Genomic DNA, 17,589 nt, shown 5'->3' on the forward strand with positions numbered 1-17,589 from the left:
GCTCACAGTTCACCTTCCAATTGATCTTCGAATGTTCCGGAACCGGCGTCGGTCCACGCCACCCACGGAGCGGCGTGGAAATACTGCTTGGAGATCGCATCACCGAGCTCACGGCAGGTTTCCTGCAGGGAGAGCAGGCGCTCCTGCAGATCGTCGAGAATTTCACCGGGACGGAGGAATTCGAGTTCGCTGCGCGCGCGACCGAGTAGACGCTGCGCCTCTGCGCGCGCACCGACTCGACTGTTGGGCTGATGGTCGAGCTGATCCAGCGAACGCTCCGCCTCGTTGAGCGCGTAGAACACCGATCGCGGAAAGAGCCTGTCCAACAACATGAATTCCAGAACTCGCTGTGCATCGAGTGCGCCGCGGTAGGTGCGCAGGTAGGTGTCGTGAGCACCGGCGGAGCGCAGCACAGTGACCCACGCCGGCGACGACGGCCGGTCACCGGCTCGCGAGAGCAACAACCGAACGATCATGTCGATGCGCTCGACCGAGCGACCGAGCAGGAGGAAGCGATAGCCGTCGTCGTGACTGAGGGTGGAGTCCGCGAGACCGGCGAACATCGCGGCCCGCTCCTCGATGTAGCTGAAGAACTCGGCCGGGCCGGTGCGCTTGGACGCCCTGATGCGCTCGTTCAGCCCGTTGTACGTGGTGTTCAAGCACTCCCACATCTCACTGGACGTGACTTCACGCGCACCGCGGGCGTTCTCGCGCGCGCTCGACAGTGAGTCCACGATCGAACCCAATCCGTCTCGGCTGAAGGCGACGACCTCGGTGAGCGACCACACGTCGAGCGAGACGTCCGGCTCGTGCTTGAACCCGAGCACTCGCAACAACACTCGCGAAGTGTGGTCGGGATCGACCGTGGCGTCTTCGAGAAGCTGGTGGACGGTGACGTCGAGAATGCGGGCCGTGTCGTCCGCCCTCTCGACGTACCGCCCGATCCAGTAGAGCGACTCTGCGTTGCGCGCGAGCATTTACTGTCCACCGCCGTTCGAGTCCGAGTTCGTTGCCTGCTGCTGTTGCTGCTGCTGCTGTTGCTGATTCATCTGCTGGTCCATCGTCAGCTCCGGGCCCTGTTCGGCCATGGGCGACTCCGGCGGAACGCTGACGATCTCCTCACCCGCGAGTTCCTGCTCCTCCTGAGAGGTTCGGGTGGCCAGCACCCAGGTGTCCTTGCTGCCGCCGCCCTGGCTCGAGTTGACCACCAGGGATCCCTCCGGCAGCGCCACCCGGGTCAGGCCGCCGGGCAACACCCAGACGTCGTCACCGTCGTTGACGGCGAACGGCCGCAGGTCGACGTGGCGGGGTACCAATCGGTCGCCGATCTTCGTGGGCACCGTCGAGAGCTGCACGACGGGTTGCGCGATCCAGCCGCGCGGATCTGCGCGGACCTTCTTGCTGATGGTTGCGAGTTCCTTCGGCGACGCGTCGGGGCCGAACACGATGCCGTAGCCGCCCGAGCCTTCCACCGGCTTGATGACCAGCTCGTCTATGCGGTCGAGTACCTCCTCGCACTCGTCCTCCAGCCAACAGCGGAACGTGTCGACGTTGGCCAGCAACGGCTTCTCGCCCATGTAGTAGTCGATGATCGTCGGTACGTAGGTGTAGACGAGCTTGTCGTCGCCGACGCCGTTTCCGACGGCACTGGAGATGACGACGTTGCCTGCACGAGCGGCGTTGACCAGACCTGCTACTCCCAGCACCGAGTCGGGGCGGAACTGCATGGGGTCGAGATAGTCGTCGTCGATGCGTCGGTAGATGACGTCGACCTGACGCTCGCCCTCGGTGGTGCGCATGTAGACGATGTTGTCTCGGCAGAACAGGTCTCGTCCTTCGACGAGCTCGACGCCCATCAGTCGCGCGAGCAACGAGTGCTCGAAGTACGCCGAGTTGGCCACGCCAGGAGTGAGAACCACCACAGTGGGGTCGGCCTCGTTCAGGGCTGCCGATGCGCGCAGTGCCCGGAGCAGGTGCGAGGCGTAATCGCCGACGGCGCGGACGCGGTGGCTCGCGAAGAGGTCGGGGAACACCCGGGCCATGGTGCGCCGGTTCTCCATCACGTAGGACACGCCCGACGGCGAGCGCAGGTTGTCCTCCAGCACTCGGAAGGTGCCCTGGGCGTCACGGACGAGGTCGATGCCGGCGACGTGGATGCGCACACCGTTGGGCGGCGTGATGCCGACCGCTTCGCGATGGAAATGCTCGCAGGAGGTCACCAGCCGCTTGGGTACCACGCCGTCGCGCAGGATCTCCTGATCGCCGTAGATGTCGGCGAGGAACATCTCGAGGGCCTTGACTCGCTGCTTGATGCCACGCTCGAGCCGCGACCATTCGCCTGCCGCGATGACGCGGGGAACCTGGTCGAGCGGGAACGGGCGTTCCTGACCGGACAGGGAGAACGTGATGCCCTGGTCGATGAAGGCTCGTCCCAGCGCATCGGATCTCGCGTCCAGGTCCACCGCGTTCGCCGGGGCGAGCGCAGTGTGAATGCCCTTGTACGGACTTCGGGTGCGCCCGTCCGCGTCGAACATCTCGTCGAAGGCGAGACTGTACTTTCCGACGTCGGAATATCCTCCGAACACTCCGTCGACTTCGGGTTCGACACGATCCGCGGATTTGGTTTTGGTCGCTTTGGCCTTGGTGTTGGCAGGCGTTGCCGATCGCGGACTCATTCTGGCCATGTTGCTACAGAGACAGGAGTTAGGCGCGGTAGAAGCGTTAATTTCTTGAAACGCATCGTCGCCCCACTCCGGATTGGGTTCTGGCCGACCGTACTGGTATTCTCGATCTTCGGCGCAGGGCTCCATGCTCTGCAGCAGACTTCGGGCATTCCAGCATGGATCGCCCTGACCGGAATACCGACGAAGACAAGAAGGATTTTACGCGTGGCCAATATCAAGTCCCAGAAGAAGCGGATTCTCACCAACGAGCGTGCACGCCTGCGCAACCAGTCGGTGAAGTCCTCCCTTCGCACCGTCATCCGCTCGTTCCGCGAGGCACAGGCTGCGGGCGACAAGGACAAGGCTTCCGAGATTCTTCTCGATGCAGGCCGCAAGCTGGACAAGGCCGCCAGCAAGGGCGTCATCCACAAGAACCAGGCAGCCAACAAGAAGTCGGCACTGGCTCTCGCAGTCAACAAGCTCTGATACACCACTGAGCTCGATCGAGCCCGCTGCATCCGACAACGATGCAGCGGGCTTTTTCGTGCGCTCTGCACTCCGGCGACGCTACTTGCCGAGTGACGCGACCGCCGCCACCGCCTTTTCCACCGCGTAGTCGGCGTCCGCCGCTTGGCCTTTGACGTCGGCGTTCAGTTGCGCCACCACCCGCAGCGCCTGTGCGATGGATCGGCCGTTCCACCCACGCGCCTGACCCTGCGCCTTCTTGATCTTCCACGGCGGCATGCCCAGCTCCCCCGCCATCCGGAACGGGTCGCCGCGACCGGCCGAACCCACGAGCGCAATGGTCCGGACGGCATCGGCCAACGCATCGGCGAGCAGCACGTGCGCCACGCCCCGGTGCATCGCCCAGCGCAGGGCCTCGAGAGCGCCTGCCCGGTCGCCGATCACTGCTTTGTCTGCGACGTCGAACCCGGAGACCTCGGCCTTGCCCGAGTAGTACCGACGCACGGCGGGGAGGTCGACCTTGCCGCCGGTATCGGATACCAATTGTGAGCAGGCAGAGGCCAGTTCACGGAGCTCGTTGCCGACGGACTCGACCACCGCCTCGATCACCTCGGCGCTGACCCGCACGTCGGCCGCACGGAACTCACCGCGTACGAAGTCGATGCGCTCGGCAGGCTTGGTCAGCTTGGCGCACTCGTGCACCTGCGCACCACACTTCTGCAGGGCACCGACCATCGCCTTGGCCCGACCGCCGCCGGAGTGCATGACCACCACGACTGCTCCCTCGGGCGGATCGGTAGCAGCGTCGAGCACCAGTGCCGAGGCGTCCTTGCCCGCCTCTGCGGCGGCCTCGAGCACCACGACTCGGTCCTCGGCGAACAGCGACGGGCTGAATAGTTCGGCGAGTTCCGGGGCGCTGGCGTCACCGGTGCGCAACCGAGTGACCGGCAGGTCCTCCCCCGGAATCGCGGCGTTCGCGCGGACCTGAGCCACGATCGCCGCCACCGCGCGATCCACCAGAAGTTCTTCGTCGCCGAGAACCAGATGCAGTGGAGCCACACTCGAAGTCACGACCATGATCGTGCCATGAGCGGCCGACAGTGCCGGCATCCGCTTCGTGCCGAGCGATCACCACAGCACGTGTGCCGTCCACGACGCGAGTGCCGCTATCGCCACCGCCGCGGCCAGCCACCTGAACACGGTGAAACGTAACGCCGCCAACAGCGCGGCCGTTCCGAATGCTGCCAGTGCGGCGCCCCCGATGCCGTCGGGGACGACGACGCCCGCTACCGGCACCGACGCAGCCTCCTCTGCCACGGCGATCAACCACCACAGCGGCGCGGACGCCAGCTGCGCCGCCCATTCCGCGAGCGAACCGCTGACGCAGGCGATCACCGCCGTGACGATGCCCACCACCGTGATCGGTGCGACGACCGGTGCCACCAGCACGTTCGCTGCGATGCCCACCACGCTGAACGTTCCGGCCATGGCCGCGACCACCGGAGCGGTCACCGCGTGCGCCGCCGCGGCGACCGCCACCACCTCCGCGGCCGCCCTCGGCCAGCCGCGGGCCCGAAGCCAGTCGACCCAGACCGGAGCGACGAGCATGAGCGCGGCGGTGGCGAACACCGACAGCACGAATCCGACATCCACCGCCAGCCTCGGCCACCATGCAAGCAGACCCAACACCGCGCCGCACAGCGCTGGAACCGCCTGTCTGCGTCGGCCGGTGACCAACGCCAGCAAACCGATCGACCCCATCACTGCCGCCCGCACCACACTCGGCGACGGCCTGGCCACGATCACGAACGCCACGAGTACGACGAACGCCACAACGACCGTCGCGCGGGGGCCGAGTCCGATACCCCGCAACACCAACAGAACCGCGCCGATCACGATGGAAAAATTCGCACCCGATACAGCCGTCAGATGCGTCAGTCCGGCCGCCCGAAAGTTCTCGGCGACCGTCTCGTCCAACCGCGACACGTCCCCGACCACGAGACCGGGTAGCAGACCTGCGCGATCCGGTGGCATCGAATTCTGCGCCACCGCAGCCAGGTTCGACCGGAAGGTGCCGGCTGCAGCAGAGATCGCCCCTGGCTCGTCCACGGTGACGGGCGGACCCGAAGTACGGATCACAGCGACGCTCATGTCCGGCCGGATCGGCGTACCGAGCCTGCCCCGCACGGTGATCTCCTGGCCCGGTAGCAATGCCGACCACTGTGCCTCCGGTGCCACGATCGACACTCGTCCGCCGACGTACAGCGCCTCGCCACCTACGTCGACTCGCGTCGTCTCGGCCTTCAGCATCACCATCGACGGACCGGGAGCCGACAATCGTCGCGGGTCCTCCTCCAATCGCACCGAGGCGGTGATCCACGCTCGATTCTCGGCAGCGGCAGCCACTGGATGATCGGCCAGCGACCGCATCTGAAGCCAGATCGCTCCACCGAAACACAATGCCAGCACGATCACCGCGGCCGCACCGAACCGACTCGACCCCGACCAGGCGAGCCGAATCGACAACCGGTGCAGTGCAACTCCGACGAGCAGCACCACCGCAACGGCGGACGCAGTAGCAGCCAGGGCAGCACCGGGCCCACCGAGAATTCCGATCGCGGTGATCGACCAGCACACGGCGGCAGCCGGAACCAGCCGCACGTCGAACGGCAGACGATCCTCGGCCTGCGCCGCACCGGTCGACGCGGCAGCGGTGGTCATCCGACATGCACCAGGTCGCGGATCCTGGCCAGTCTGCCGGGCCCGATTCCGTCCACCTCGGACAGCTGTTCCACAGACGCGAAGCGGCCGTTGGTCTCTCGCCAACTCACGATCGAGGTCGCGGTCACCGGACCTACTCCGGGCAATGCGTCCAGTTCTGCGACGGTCGCGGCGTTGAGGTCCACCGTCCCGCCCGAGGTGGCACCTCCGACACCGGCCGGAACGCCGCCGCTACCGTCTGTCGGTGTTCCGATCCCGGACGTCGTACTGCTGACCGGTGGAGCTGCCTCCGGCGGAACGACGCCGACGACGATCTGATCACCGTCGGCGACACGCGCAGCCATGTTCAGCGCCAACAGATCGGCACCCTCGACTGCGCCGCCTGCCGCCGCCACCGCATCGGCGACGCGCGAACCCGGTTGCAGCCGAACCAATCCGGGGCGCGTCACGAGCCCGACGACGCTCACCACGAGTTCGGTCTCGGCGATCGGCACAGGATCGAGCGCGTCCCCCGGATTTACCGTGCCATCGATACCCACCGTGTCGGTCGCGACCACGGCGAGCGGCGGCGCAGGTGCCGGTGTCGGTGCATCTCGAAACACCGCGAATGCCGCGACGAGCACGACGAAGACCCCGGCCGCCGCGAGTGCCAGTGCCCCCGGTTTCCCTGGGTCGACGCGGGCAGCTCTCCACCGCTGCGGCAGCAAGGACGACCACGGCGTGCTGGATCGCTGTGCTTCCGGCAACAGCCACTCCGGTTCCGTGGACCCGACGTCAGGTCGCGGGTCCTCGGGCACGACGCGAGCGCGGTCGGAATCATGTTGCCTGCGCACGGAGTTCAATCGCGCCACCGTGTGCGCCCGATCGTCGTTGCCGCCCATGCCGAAGGACGCTACTGCGCGCGAGAGGACCCGATCGGGAAGGACGCAGGCCAGGAATTGCCCTGTGCACAACCCGGATGCTGTGGATGAACCGTGCGATCGACGCGGCTATCGGCGTCCAGGAGCCACGACGACACCGACCGCGCCCGGACCCACGTGGGCACCGAGGACTGCACCGAAGGGATACACGTCGATGCTGGTCGACTGCGGAATTCGGGAGGCCAGCATCGCGGCGACGTCCTCCGCGCGGTCCGGGCACAGCATGTGGTGCACCGCGAGCACAACCCCCGAATCGTCACCGACCTCGGTTGCGGCCGCAACTGCCGCGTCGACCAGCTTGTTCAGTGCTTTGGACGAGGTCCGCGTCTTCTCCCGCAACACGAGCGTGCCGTCGCTGATGTGCAACACCGGCTTCATGGCCAGAGCCGTCCCGAGCAGCGCGGCGGCAGTACCGATTCGCCCTCCGCGTCGTAGGTGGTCGAGTCGATCGACGACGATGAAGCATCTCGAGGTGGTCGACGCGGCGACGGCGTCGCCATAGACCTCGTTCAGTTCCGCTCCCCCGGCGGCCGTGGCGGCGGCAGCCAGCACCGCGAAGCCCAGTCCCATGCCTGCCGATGCGGAATCGACGACTCGGACGGCGGAGCCCACCTGCACGGCGGCCTGGCGCGCTGCCTCCCAGGTACTCGAGAGTCCACGAGAGATGTGCAGGGCCACCACGCCCGCGCCTCGACTACGTTCGAGAGCTGCGGCGTAGACCTCGGTGAGTTCCCCTGGAGAGGCCCCCGCAGTGGTCACCTGCTTGCCCGAGGCGGACTGATCGGGAATCTCGTCGACACCCTCGCGGTGGTCGACTCCGTCCACCAACACGTGCAGTGGCACCACCGCGATGCCTCGTTCGGCGGCGAGGGCGGCGGGCAAGCAGGACGAGGAGTCGGTGACGACGGTGACGGTCATGACGTTCGAGTGACCGCCTCCGCGGCGACGGGTCGCAGCACCGCCAGCATCGCCTCCGCTACCGCGACATGGGCGTCCCAACCCCAATGGATACCGTCGGGATTCGCGTTCTCGGATTCGATGTTCGGCCGTACCGCGTCGGCCAGATCGACCATGGGAACGTTCGTCTCGGCGCTCCACGCGCGGAGCGCTCGCACAGCGGGTTCGCGACCCGAGTGCACCTTGCCGTAAGCGTCGCAGCGGTGCACCGACGGGTAGGTACCTATGACGGGGAGCTCCGGACGCACGTAGGCCAGTGCGGCGCGGGTCTGTTCGAGATACTCGACGCTCAGCCGCGGCGGCAGGGCCACCGGCCAACCGAGATGAGACAGAACAGGTTGCACCACTTGATATCCCGCGCGAACCACGCGCCGGAGGGCAGGCGGTCTGATGTACCGGATCTGCTCCCGTAGGGCGGTGGGCAACGGAGACGGGAGTGAATCCATGCCGCCGATTCCGAGCACGACGGCACCGGCACGGGGAATCGCTGCCCACACTCGCGGATCCTGGGTCAGTGCCCACCATGCGTCGCGACTCGTCCAGCCGATGCGCGCAACCAACTCGACCGTCCAACCCAGCTCCGCTGCAACGAGATTGGGCCACAACCGCGGGTCGTCGACCGGTAGCCCACCCTCGGGTCCGTAGTAGCTCAACGAGTCCGCGAGCACGAGCAGCGCGGGGCGCGCCGACGTCTCGTCAGAGGACGTCACTGGCCACCTGCGCCGAGGCGTTCCACACATCGAGTCGCCAGGACGGATTCTCGCCGGGTCCGTGCGCACCGAGCTGCACCCAGCTGGTGTTGGCGAGGCCACCGAGCACCGGCCAGCGTTCGGTGGGCAGATCGAGCAGCGCGGCAGTCAGGGCCGCGATCAGACCACCGTGCGCGACGAGGACGAGTGGTCGCTGGTTGCCGTCGGCCCCCCACTCGGGAACGCCGGCCGCGAGTTCACGAACCAGCGGCACGCTGCGTCGGGCAACGTCGATGCGGCTCTCCCCACCGGGTGGGGCAATGGTGGCGTCGGCGCGCCAGGCCGGCCGTGCACCGGGCGCGATGTCGTCGACCTCGGTGTGGGTCAAGCCCTGCCACTGACCGAGATGGGTTTCGCGTAGGCGCTCGTCCACCGACACTGCAACACCCGACGCGTCTCCGAGTGCCATTGCGGTGTCGAGGGCGCGCCGCAGATCCGACGAGACGATCTTGATCGGCTCACGCGTCGCCAGCTCGGCAGCGGCCGTCTTAGCCTGGCTGCGGCCGAGCTCGGACAGATCGGTGTCGAGCTGCCCCTGCATGCGGTCGGTGGCGTTGTACTCCGTCTGACCGTGCCGAAGCAGGATGAGGCGTCGGATCATTGCTCCGATTCCGGAGCCGGGTGCTGTCCGAGACCGGGAACCTCGATGGTCGGGCAGTCCTTCCACAGCCGCTCGAGTGCGTAGAAGTTGCGCTCCTCGTTGTGCTGGACGTGCACGACGATGTCGGAGTAGTCCAGCAGCGCCCAACGGCCTTCCCTTGTGCCCTCGCGACGGACCGGCTTGTGTCCGGCCTCACGCAGCTGATCCTCGATGTTCTCGACGATCGAGTTGACCTGACGCTCGTTGGGCGCGGAGGCGATCACGAAGCAATCGGTGATGTAGAGCTGATCGGAGACGTCGAGGATCACCACGTCGCTGGCCAGTTTGTCGTCGGCTGCGAGCGCGGCGATCCGCGCCATCTCGGCGGCTTCGGCTGTTGCAGTCACTTCGGTGTACTCCCACTCGTATGGCTCGGGTTTGCGGTCATTGCGCTGGTGACCGACCCTGCCGGTTGCTTCTTCTGGGGCGCTGGTTCCGACATGGTGACGGATCCGTCGAGACGCTGAGCGCCTCGTGGTCTGTAGAGATTTCTCTTCGAGATGTATTGCACGACGCCGTCCGGTACGAGGTACCAGACCGGCCGATTCTCACCGGCTCGACGTCGACAGTCCGTCGACGATATCGCGAGTGCAGGTATTTCCATCAATGTGAGAGTGTCCGCGGGCAGCGACCGAAGGTGCTTGGCGAGATGTTCGACGCCGAGCTCGAACCCCGGACGCGAGACACCGACGAACTTGGCGAGCTCGAACAACTCCTCCCAGTTCTGCCACGTGAGGATCGATTCGAGCGCGTCCGCGCCGGTGATGAAGTACAGCTCGGCATTGGGATGCTGTGATCGCAGATCGCGCAGGGTGTCGACCGTATAGGTCGACTTCTCCCGGTCGACGTCCACTCGGCTGACCGAGAATCGGGGATTCGACGCCGTCGCGATCACGGTCATCAGGTAGCGGTCCTCGGCCGGGCTGACCGTTTTCCCTTCCTTCTGCCAGGGGTTTCCGGTGGGGACGAAGATGACCTCGTCCAGACCGAATTCGTTCGCCACTTCGCTGGCTGCGACAAGGTGCCCGTGGTGAATCGGGTCGAAGGTGCCGCCCATCACGCCCAAACGACGAACGGACTGCGCACCGGTGGTCTCGCCGGGATCGGATTCACGCTGCACAACCGCCGATTCTACGTCCGGGGCACCACCGGGCGTCACACGCCTCACACCGGCAGCAGACGCGAGACCACGGTGGCGAGTTGCTGAGCGGATCGGCACTCGTGCATGGCGATCACGTCGGCGTACACCTTGGCGGCCGAATCGCCGGAACCCCACTGCGATTTCGGTTCGGGATTGAGCCAGTACGCATGCTTGGCCACCGACACGATGTGCGCCAACGCAGGCAGCTTCGGATCGCGGTAGTTGGTGCGTGCGTCGCCGAGAATCAGCACCGAGCTACGACTGGTGACCGCGTGCGCGTACTTCTCGTCGAACGTCGTGAGGGCATGGCCGTAGTCCGAGTGCCCGTCGTACGTCACGAGATCGGACTCGCGGACGATGCGGCTCATCGCGGCACCGAGATCGGACCCGGAATCGAAGAACCGCGTCACCTCGTCGGTGGAGTCGACGAACGCGAAGATCCGCACGCGCGAGAACTGCTCTCGCAGCGCGTGCACCAACAGCAGCGTGAAGTTGCTGAAACCTGCCACCGAGCCCGAGACATCGCACAGCACAACCAATTCGGGGCGGGCTCGACGCGGCTTGCGCTCGACCAGGTCGATCGGGATGCCGCCGGTGGACATCGACTTGCGCAGCGTACGACGCAGATCGATCGAGCCATGCCTGCTTCGACTGCGCCGCACCGCAAGTCGCGATGCCAACAGCCGGGCCAGCGGTGTGACGTTGCGTCGCAGCGCTGCCATCTCCGTGTCCGAGGCTCGCAGGAAATCGACCTCCTCCGCCAGCTTGGGAACCCCGTAGCTCGCTACCCGCTCCCGGCCCAGCTTTTCTGCCGACCGTCGCCTCGTCTCGCTCTCGACCATCGTGCGAAGGTCTGCAATACGTTGCGCTGCAGTCCGTTTGGCCACTTCCGATTCGTAGTCGTCGGTGGGGCGATCGGGTGCATCGTCACTGCGGCCGAGCAGGCCGTCGAGAATCTTGCGCAGCAACGTATCGGGCGCAACGTCGCGCAAGGCCTGGTATGCCGAGAACGAGGGCCCGTTGGAGGACTTGTACTGCCCGAGTTCCTCGACCATCTGCGCCGCCAGCATCTGGGTCAGCTCCGCGGCCTCGGCCGAATCGTCCGAGAGCAGTTCCACCAACAACTCGCGAAGCGCATCGATGTCGACATCGCCGGCATCGGTGCGGGGCAGCGCAGTGTCGATCTGCCCCGAGTCCCTGGCGCCCGATGCCACCGGAAACCACAGGTCGAACAGGGCGTCGAACACTCCGCGATGAGTCGGACGGCGCAGCAGTGCGCAGGCCAGACCCTCGCGCACGGCCTCCCGATCGAGCAGATCGAGAACCGACAGGACGCGTCCGGCATCGACCGTCTCCGACGGCCCCACCGAAATTCCACGCCGACGCAGCGCCTCGACGAAACCGACGAGGTGACCGGGGATTCCGTGCGGGGCCTGCATGTCAGTTGAGCCGGAGTTCGGCTGCCGCGCGAACCTGGTCCGACTGATGCTTGAGGACCACACCGAGGGTGGAGCGAACCGCGTCGTCGTCGAGGGTGTCCATACCGAGAGCCAACAGGGTGCGTCCCCAGTCGATGGTCTCGGCCACCGAGGGCAACTTCTTGAGCTGCATCGCGCGCAGTACCCGCACGGTCTTGATCATCTGCTCGGCGATGGCCTCGGGCAGTTCGGGAACCCGGCTGGCGAGGATCCGGCGCTCGAGGTCGGCGTCGGGAAAATCGAGGTGCAGGAACAGGCAGCGACGCTTGAGGGCCTCGGACAGTTCACGAGTGGCGTTGGAGGTGAGCACCACGAACGGCGTCCGCTCGGCCACGATCGTGCCGAGCTCGGGAATGGTGATCGCGAAGTCGCTGAGTACCTCGAGCAGCAGTCCTTCGATCTCGACGTCGGCCTTGTCGGTCTCGTCGATGAGCAGAACCGTGGGATCGGTACGGCGAATCGCCTGCAGTAGCGGCCGCGCCAGCAGGAATTCCTCGGAGAAGACGTCCAGCTTGGTCGAGTCCCAATCGGCAGCGGTACCGGACTGGATGCGCAGGATCTGCTTGGCGTGATTCCACTCGTACAGCGCGCGGGCCTCGTCGACACCCTCGTAGCACTGCAGCCGCACCAGTTCGGCACCGGTCGTCTGCGCCACGGCCCGGGCCAGTTCGGTCTTGCCCACCCCCGCCGGACCCTCGATCAGCAGCGGCTTGCCGAGGCGATCGGCGAGAAATACCGAGGTGGCGGTGGCCTTGTCGGCCAGATAGCCCGTCTCGGCGAGACGCCTCTGGACGTCGTCCACGCTGGCGAACAGCGGGGGTGTCGTCGGTAGGGCACGATCCATGTCACAGCTCCTGGTGATCGGGTCTGGGCGATGCGGCGATGGGTGTCAGTCTCGGACGTGCCCGTCGCCCCACACGGTCCATTTCGTCGAGGTCAATTCGGGCAATCCCATAGGTCCGCGCGCGTGCAGCTTCTGAGTCGAGATACCGATCTCGGCTCCGAAACCGAACTGCTCTCCGTCGGTGAACGCGGTGGAGGCGTTGACCATCACGGCGGCCGCGTCCACCCGCTGAGTGAACTCGCGCGCGGCACCGATGTCGGCGGCCACGATCGCCTCGGTGTGGCCGGTGCCATAGCGGTCGATGTGCTCGATCGCCTCGTCGATGCCGCTCACGACCTTCAGCGCGATGTCGAGCGAGAGGTACTCCTGCGACCAGTCCTCGTCATTTGCGGGAACGAGCCCGGGCAGGTCCCCGTGCACCGTGACGCTGTGCATCTGGAATGCCTGCAGCAGCCGCGGCACCAGGGTCTCGGCGATTGCGGCGTCGACCAGCACGGTTTCGGCGGCGTTGCAGACACTGACTCGACGAGTCTTGGCGTTGAGCACGATCTTCTCGGCCGTGTCCGGATCGGCTGAGGAGTGGATGTACACGTGGCAGTTTCCGACGCCGGTCTCGATGGTCGGGACCGTGGCATCGCGCACCACCGCGGCGATCAATCCTGCGCCACCCCGGGGAATCACGACATCGACCAACCCGCGTGCCTGGATCAGGTGGGTGACTGTTGCGCGGTCTGCACTGCCGAGCAACTGCACCGCGGCCTCGGGCAGGTCATGACTGCGCAACGCACCCTGCAGGGCATCGACGAGCGCGGTGTTGGACTGTGCGGCCGACGACGAACCGCGCAGCAGCACCGCGTTACCGGACTTGAACGCGAGACCGAACGCGTCGACGGTGACGTTGGGGCGTGCCTCGTAGACCATGCCCACCACGCCCAGTGGGACCCGCATCTGCCGGATCTCGAGCCCGTTGGGAAGCGTCGAACCGCGGATGATCTCGCCGATCGGATCGGGTAGCCCGGCCACCTGTCGCAGTCCCGCCGCGATGCCGTCGATCCGCGACGCCGTCAGTCGTAGCCGGTCCAGCAGCCCCTCGTCGGTGCCCGCTGCCCGTGCGATCTCGATGTCGGCCGCATTCGCGGCCAGGACGGACTCGGCTGCGGCAACCACTGCGTCGGCAGCGGCGTGCAGCAGCGAGTCCTTCTGCGCGGTAGTCAGCAGCGCCAACGTACGCGAGGCGATCCGCGCCCGACGAGCGGCCGAGTGCACGTTCTCACGCTCGTCGACGGTCGTGGTCACCGATGCGGCCGAGACGGAAGCAGTCATGAACTACACACTAATGGGGGCCGGGAATGAGCCGCATCGCCGCGTCGTTGCAGCACAGCGTGGAGATCGCCGACGTCGCCGACGTCGATACCGACAGACCGGAGGAACCACCTGTGAGTGCCCTGTTCGAGCCACTGACATTGCGTGACGTCACCTTTCCCAACCGGGTGTGGATGGCACCGATGTGCCAGTACTCGGCCGACGACGCGGGCGACGATGTCGGTGTCGCGGGCGACTGGCATCGCACCCACCTGGTGAGCCGGGCGATCGGCGGTGCAGGCCTGATCATCACCGAAGCGACTGCGGTCAGCCCCGAGGGCCGCATCAGCCCGTCCGACCTGGGCATCTGGAACGACCGTCAGGCCGATGCACTGGCGAAGATCGTCGCCGAGATCTCGTCTTTCGGTACCGTTCCCGGCATCCAGCTGGCACACGCGGGCCGCAAGGCCTCGACCGCGGCACCCTGGTTGGGTGGCAAATCTCTGCCGGCCGAGGATCCACGGAGCTGGGAGACCATCGGCCCGTCCGCAGTGGCATTCGGTGACTACTCGACCCCACGGGAGGCGACGGCCGAGGACATCGCGAAAATCGTCGACGACTTCCGAACCGCCGCGCAGCGCGCACTGAAGGCAGGATTCCAGGTAGCCGAGATTCACGGTGCGCACGGTTACCTGTTGCACCAATTCCTCTCGCCCGCCAGCAACACTCGTACCGACGCGTACGGCGGAGACTTCGCGGGCCGCACGCGGCTGCTGCTCGAGGTGGTCGACGCGGTCCGTGAGGTGTGGCCGGAGAATCTTCCGGTGTTCGTTCGCCTGTCGGCAACCGATTGGCTCGACGAGCCCGAGAACAGTGCAAATGCGGCCGAATTGGAGGCCCCGAGCTGGACGTCGGATCAGACGGTGGCGTTGTCGCAGATCCTCACCGAACACGGAGTCGATCTGGTCGATACCTCCACCGGCGGCAACGTACACGCCAAAATTCCGGTCGGTCCCGGCTATCAGGTTCCGTTCGCGCGGCGCATCCAGAACGAGACGACGATGCCCGCCGCCGCGGTCGGCATGATCACCGAACCGAAGCAGGCCGAGGACATCGTCTCGCTCGGTGAGGCAACGGCTGTTCTACTGGCACGCGAATTGCTGCGTGACCCGTACTGGCCGCGACGCGCCGCGCGTGAACTCGGCGTCGAGATGCTCCCGGCCGTTGCGCCGCAGTACGAGCGGGCCTACTGAGAGTTCAGACCACGAACCCGAGCTTCTTGTCCACGACGTTGAGCAACGGTTCTCCCCGCGAGTACCGACGTGCGTTGTCGGCGAACACTTCTGCGAGTCGCTGCTTCCACCCGGAGGCATCGCCGCTCATGTGCGGGGTCACGATCACGTTCTCGGCCGTCCACAGCGGATGGTCGGCCGAGAGCGGCTCGGTCTCGAACACGTCGAGCGCGGCACCTGCGATGTGCCCGCTGTCCAGGTGGGCCAGCAGTGCGTCGGTGTCGAGCAACTCCCCCCGGCCCACGTTCACTATGCGCGAGCCGGGCTTCATCGCAGCCAGTACCGAATCGTCGACCATTCCCCTCGTCCGATCGGTCAGCGGGGCGACCAGCACCAGGTAGTCGGCCCGAGCTACCTCGGACACCAGATCGGCACTGGCATGGACGGTGCCGAAATCTCGGTCGCCCTCTCGTGCCGTGCGGCCCACTCCCGAGACCGACATTCCCACCGCTGTCAGCAAGCTCGCGATGGCGCGCCCGATCGCTCCGGTGCCCACGATCATTGCGTGGGAACCGTCGATACGCTCGGTCTCGCGGTGCTGCCAGACCTTCGAATGCTGCAGTGCGCGCGAACGTTCGGAGTCCTTGGCGAACGCCAGAATCTGCGCCAGCACGAACTCCGCGATCGGCCTGTCGAACACTCCCCGCGAATTGGTCACGATCACATCGGAATCGACCAGCTCGTCGAACATCAACGAGTCGACGCCTGCCGCCGCGATGTGAATCCATTTCAGCGAGCCGCAACGCGGCCACGCTGATCGGACTGCGGGAGAAAAGAAGTCCCACAGCAGCAACGCATCGGCACCGTCGACTGCGTCATCGAGGGTCTCGGCGGTGGCGTACCTGATGTCGGCGACCTCCGCGACGGAGTCGAGTCCGTCGGGAAGGTCGCCGGCGTGCAGCACGACGAGGACCGGTGTCACTGCTACTTCTTCTTGTATCCGACGAGCTCGACGCCCGACGCGGCCACCTCGTCGTCGTTGTCACCGGGGCACTGGGTTCCGCGAAGCGAGCGGCCTGCGGTTTCCGGCATCAACAGAATTGGCACGAAGGCGATGGCAGCCGCGATCATCATGTACCAACCCGGAATCAGATTGGACCCGGTTCGGTCGATCAGGAACGTCAGAATCAGTGGAGCCGTACCGCCGAAGAGCGCCGTCGAGACGTTGTATCCGATGGCGAACGCTCCGTAACGCACCTGAGTGGGGAACAGCGCGGGCAGAGTCGACGACACACAGGAGCACATGATGACCAACAACACTCCGAGACCGAGCAGGCCGATACTCTGGCCGATCAGTCCGGTGTTGATGATCAGCAGGAACAGCGGAACGCTGAACACGAAGTACCCGACGCAGGCCACCAGCAGCAACGGCTTTCGGCCCACCCGGTCGGACAGGGCGCCGATCGGGTTGATGATCGCCATCATGACGATCATGATGGCCACGAGGGTGAAGTTGGACTGAGTCGTGCTGTGCCCCAACGTGTCGCTGAGGTACGAGGGCAAGAACGTCAGCACCGTGTAGTAGGCGATGTTCAGTAGCAGGACGAATCCCATCAGGATCAGGATCCGCTGCCAGTACGTCATGGTGGCCTTGAGCGAGGTGACGGCTCCGCCTGCACCCTCTTCCACCGTGCCGCCGTCTTCCTTCGCTTCGGCGAACACCGGAGAATCCTCCAGCCTGGTCCGCAGCCACAGCGCAACGATGCCCAACGGGAGAGTCACCAGGAACGGGATTCGCCAGCCCCAGGCCTCCATGGTCTCGTCACCGAGCCCGACGTTGAGCAGGGTGCACAGGGAGGCACCGCCCACGGTGCCGGCCAGGGTTCCGAATTCGAGGAACGATCCGAAGAATCCGCGGCGCTTGTCCGGCGCATATTCGGCCATGAACACTGCTGCGCCACCGTATTCACCACCGGTGGAGAAACCCTGAACCAATCGGCAGACGAGCAGTAGCAACGGTGCGGCAATGCCGATGGTGTCGAATGTCGGCAGCACACCGATCGTCGCCGTGGCCAACGTCATCATCGTGACGGTCAGTACGAGGACCTTCTGACGACCGATGCGGTCGCCGAGCGGGCCGAGCACGATGCCGCCGATGGGCCGAATGATGAACGACGCGGCCAACACGGCGAACGTGGAGAGCAGGTTCGCTCCCCCGTCGTCGGACGGGAAGAAATTCGCGGCGATATAGACGGCCAGGTAGCCGTACACCGCGTAGTCGAACCACTCGACGGCATTGCCGAGCGCGGACCCGCCGATGGCGCGGTGCAGGATCTTGGTCTCATCCGGGCTCAGAGTGTCGGTGCTCGGGGGATATCCGGTCGGCGATGCTGCCGACCCTGATTTTTCGGTCACGGTCGAAATACCTCTCGCTTTTGTGGACAAAGTGGAGCGTCGGTGTGGTACTTCGCAGCGTT

The 17,589-nt window shown here is 66.0% G+C and carries 17 protein-coding genes; 2 read left to right on the forward strand and 15 right to left on the reverse strand.

Features of this window, described 5'->3' with window-relative positions:
* Window positions 1-2: 2 nt before the first annotated feature.
* Window positions 3-977, reverse strand: coding sequence for an alpha-E domain-containing protein (locus MTX34_RS12945; RefSeq protein WP_032394562.1), 975 nt, complete (start codon window positions 975-977; stop codon window positions 3-5).
* Window positions 978-2,675: a circularly permuted type 2 ATP-grasp protein gene (locus MTX34_RS12950; protein WP_374639538.1), complete on the reverse strand. Its 1,698-nt coding sequence runs from the start codon at window positions 2,673-2,675 to the stop codon at window positions 978-980.
* 213 nt (window positions 2,676-2,888) lie between these two features.
* Between MTX34_RS12950 and rpsT the strand changes: the two genes are divergently transcribed.
* Window positions 2,889-3,149 (forward strand): 30S ribosomal protein S20, encoded by a 261-nt coding sequence (gene rpsT, locus MTX34_RS12955; protein WP_027497522.1) that lies wholly within the window; start codon window positions 2,889-2,891, stop codon window positions 3,147-3,149.
* A gap of 81 nt (window positions 3,150-3,230) precedes the next feature.
* Here rpsT and holA read toward each other — a convergent pair whose 3' ends face one another.
* The 11 genes from holA to MTX34_RS13010 form a co-directional block, all read right to left on the reverse strand.
* Entirely contained in the window at window positions 3,231-4,199 is a 969-nt protein-coding gene (gene holA / locus MTX34_RS12960) for a DNA polymerase III subunit delta (RefSeq protein ID WP_374639541.1), read from the reverse strand.
* Window positions 4,200-4,256: 57 nt separating this feature from the next.
* Entirely contained in the window at window positions 4,257-5,849 is a 1,593-nt protein-coding gene (locus MTX34_RS12965) for a ComEC/Rec2 family competence protein (RefSeq protein WP_243609692.1), read from the reverse strand.
* Window positions 5,846-6,730, reverse strand: a complete 885-nt coding sequence (locus MTX34_RS12970) for a ComEA family DNA-binding protein (protein ID WP_243609693.1) — start codon at window positions 6,728-6,730, stop codon at window positions 5,846-5,848. Before MTX34_RS12970 ends, MTX34_RS12965 begins: the two co-directional genes overlap by 4 nt.
* Window positions 6,731-6,838: 108 nt before the next feature.
* Window positions 6,839-7,687 (reverse strand): DegV family protein, encoded by an 849-nt coding sequence (locus MTX34_RS12975; protein ID WP_243594036.1) that lies wholly within the window; start codon window positions 7,685-7,687, stop codon window positions 6,839-6,841.
* The gene (octT, locus tag MTX34_RS12980) at window positions 7,684-8,436 is read right to left on the reverse strand and encodes a diglucosylglycerate octanoyltransferase (RefSeq protein WP_243609694.1); all 753 of its coding nucleotides are present in this window, start codon (window positions 8,434-8,436) and stop codon (window positions 7,684-7,686) included. Before octT ends, MTX34_RS12975 begins: the two co-directional genes overlap by 4 nt.
* Entirely contained in the window at window positions 8,423-9,076 is a 654-nt protein-coding gene (locus tag MTX34_RS12985; protein WP_243609695.1) for a histidine phosphatase family protein, read from the reverse strand. The genes octT and MTX34_RS12985 overlap by 14 nt, the downstream gene beginning before the upstream one ends.
* Entirely contained in the window at window positions 9,073-9,462 is a 390-nt protein-coding gene (gene rsfS / locus MTX34_RS12990; protein WP_008715432.1) for a ribosome silencing factor, read from the reverse strand. The genes MTX34_RS12985 and rsfS overlap by 4 nt, the downstream gene beginning before the upstream one ends.
* Entirely contained in the window at window positions 9,459-10,172 is a 714-nt protein-coding gene (gene nadD / locus MTX34_RS12995; RefSeq protein WP_243594201.1) for a nicotinate-nucleotide adenylyltransferase, read from the reverse strand. The genes rsfS and nadD overlap by 4 nt, the downstream gene beginning before the upstream one ends.
* 107 nt (window positions 10,173-10,279) lie before the next feature.
* A complete protein-coding gene (locus MTX34_RS13000; RefSeq protein ID WP_243609696.1) occupies window positions 10,280-11,695 on the reverse strand; it encodes a VWA domain-containing protein in 1,416 nt (471 codons plus the stop codon).
* 1 nt (window position 11,696) lies between these two features.
* Entirely contained in the window at window positions 11,697-12,578 is an 882-nt protein-coding gene (locus MTX34_RS13005; protein WP_037193103.1) for a MoxR family ATPase, read from the reverse strand.
* Between the two features lie 45 nt (window positions 12,579-12,623).
* Window positions 12,624-13,901 (reverse strand): glutamate-5-semialdehyde dehydrogenase, encoded by a 1,278-nt coding sequence (locus tag MTX34_RS13010; RefSeq protein ID WP_243609697.1) that lies wholly within the window; start codon window positions 13,899-13,901, stop codon window positions 12,624-12,626.
* 113 nt (window positions 13,902-14,014) lie between these two features.
* On the opposite strand from MTX34_RS13010, the gene MTX34_RS13015 reads away from it, so the two are divergent.
* Window positions 14,015-15,133 (forward strand): NADH:flavin oxidoreductase/NADH oxidase, encoded by a 1,119-nt coding sequence (locus tag MTX34_RS13015; RefSeq protein WP_243609757.1) that lies wholly within the window; start codon window positions 14,015-14,017, stop codon window positions 15,131-15,133.
* Window positions 15,134-15,137: 4 nt separating this feature from the next.
* Here the strand turns inward: MTX34_RS13015 and MTX34_RS13020 are convergent, their stop codons facing one another.
* Window positions 15,138-16,094, reverse strand: coding sequence for a D-2-hydroxyacid dehydrogenase (locus MTX34_RS13020; protein WP_243609698.1), 957 nt, complete (start codon window positions 16,092-16,094; stop codon window positions 15,138-15,140).
* A gap of 2 nt (window positions 16,095-16,096) precedes the next feature.
* Window positions 16,097-17,527: an MFS transporter gene (locus MTX34_RS13025; protein WP_243609699.1), complete on the reverse strand. Its 1,431-nt coding sequence runs from the start codon at window positions 17,525-17,527 to the stop codon at window positions 16,097-16,099.
* Window positions 17,528-17,589 lie beyond the last annotated feature (62 nt).

The organism is Rhodococcus sp. ARC_M5, assembly GCF_022810405.1.
GTDB lineage: Bacteria > Actinomycetota > Actinomycetes > Mycobacteriales > Mycobacteriaceae > Rhodococcoides > Rhodococcoides navarretei.

Excerpts from the sequence above, each read along its gene's own strand:
- MTX34_RS12945 (WP_032394562.1), bottom strand. The coding sequence starts at position 977 with ATGCTCGCGCGCAACGCAGAGTCGCTCTACTGGATCGGGCGGTACGTC.
- MTX34_RS12950 (WP_374639538.1), bottom strand. The coding sequence starts at position 2,675 with ATGAGTCCGCGATCGGCAACGCCTGCCAACACCAAGGCCAAAGCGACC.
- MTX34_RS12965 (WP_243609692.1), bottom strand. The coding sequence starts at position 5,849 with ATGACCACCGCTGCCGCGTCGACCGGTGCGGCGCAGGCCGAGGATCGT.
- MTX34_RS12970 (WP_243609693.1), bottom strand. The coding sequence starts at position 6,730 with ATGGGCGGCAACGACGATCGGGCGCACACGGTGGCGCGATTGAACTCC.
- MTX34_RS12975 (WP_243594036.1), bottom strand. The coding sequence starts at position 7,687 with ATGACCGTCACCGTCGTCACCGACTCCTCGTCCTGCTTGCCCGCCGCC.
- MTX34_RS12985 (WP_243609695.1), bottom strand. The coding sequence starts at position 9,076 with ATGATCCGACGCCTCATCCTGCTTCGGCACGGTCAGACGGAGTACAAC.
- nadD (WP_243594201.1), bottom strand. The coding sequence starts at position 10,172 with ATGGGCGGCACCTTCGACCCGATTCACCACGGGCACCTTGTCGCAGCC.
- MTX34_RS13000 (WP_243609696.1), bottom strand. The coding sequence starts at position 11,695 with ATGCAGGCCCCGCACGGAATCCCCGGTCACCTCGTCGGTTTCGTCGAG.
- MTX34_RS13005 (WP_037193103.1), bottom strand. The coding sequence starts at position 12,578 with ATGGATCGTGCCCTACCGACGACACCCCCGCTGTTCGCCAGCGTGGAC.
- MTX34_RS13010 (WP_243609697.1), bottom strand. The coding sequence starts at position 13,901 with ATGACTGCTTCCGTCTCGGCCGCATCGGTGACCACGACCGTCGACGAG.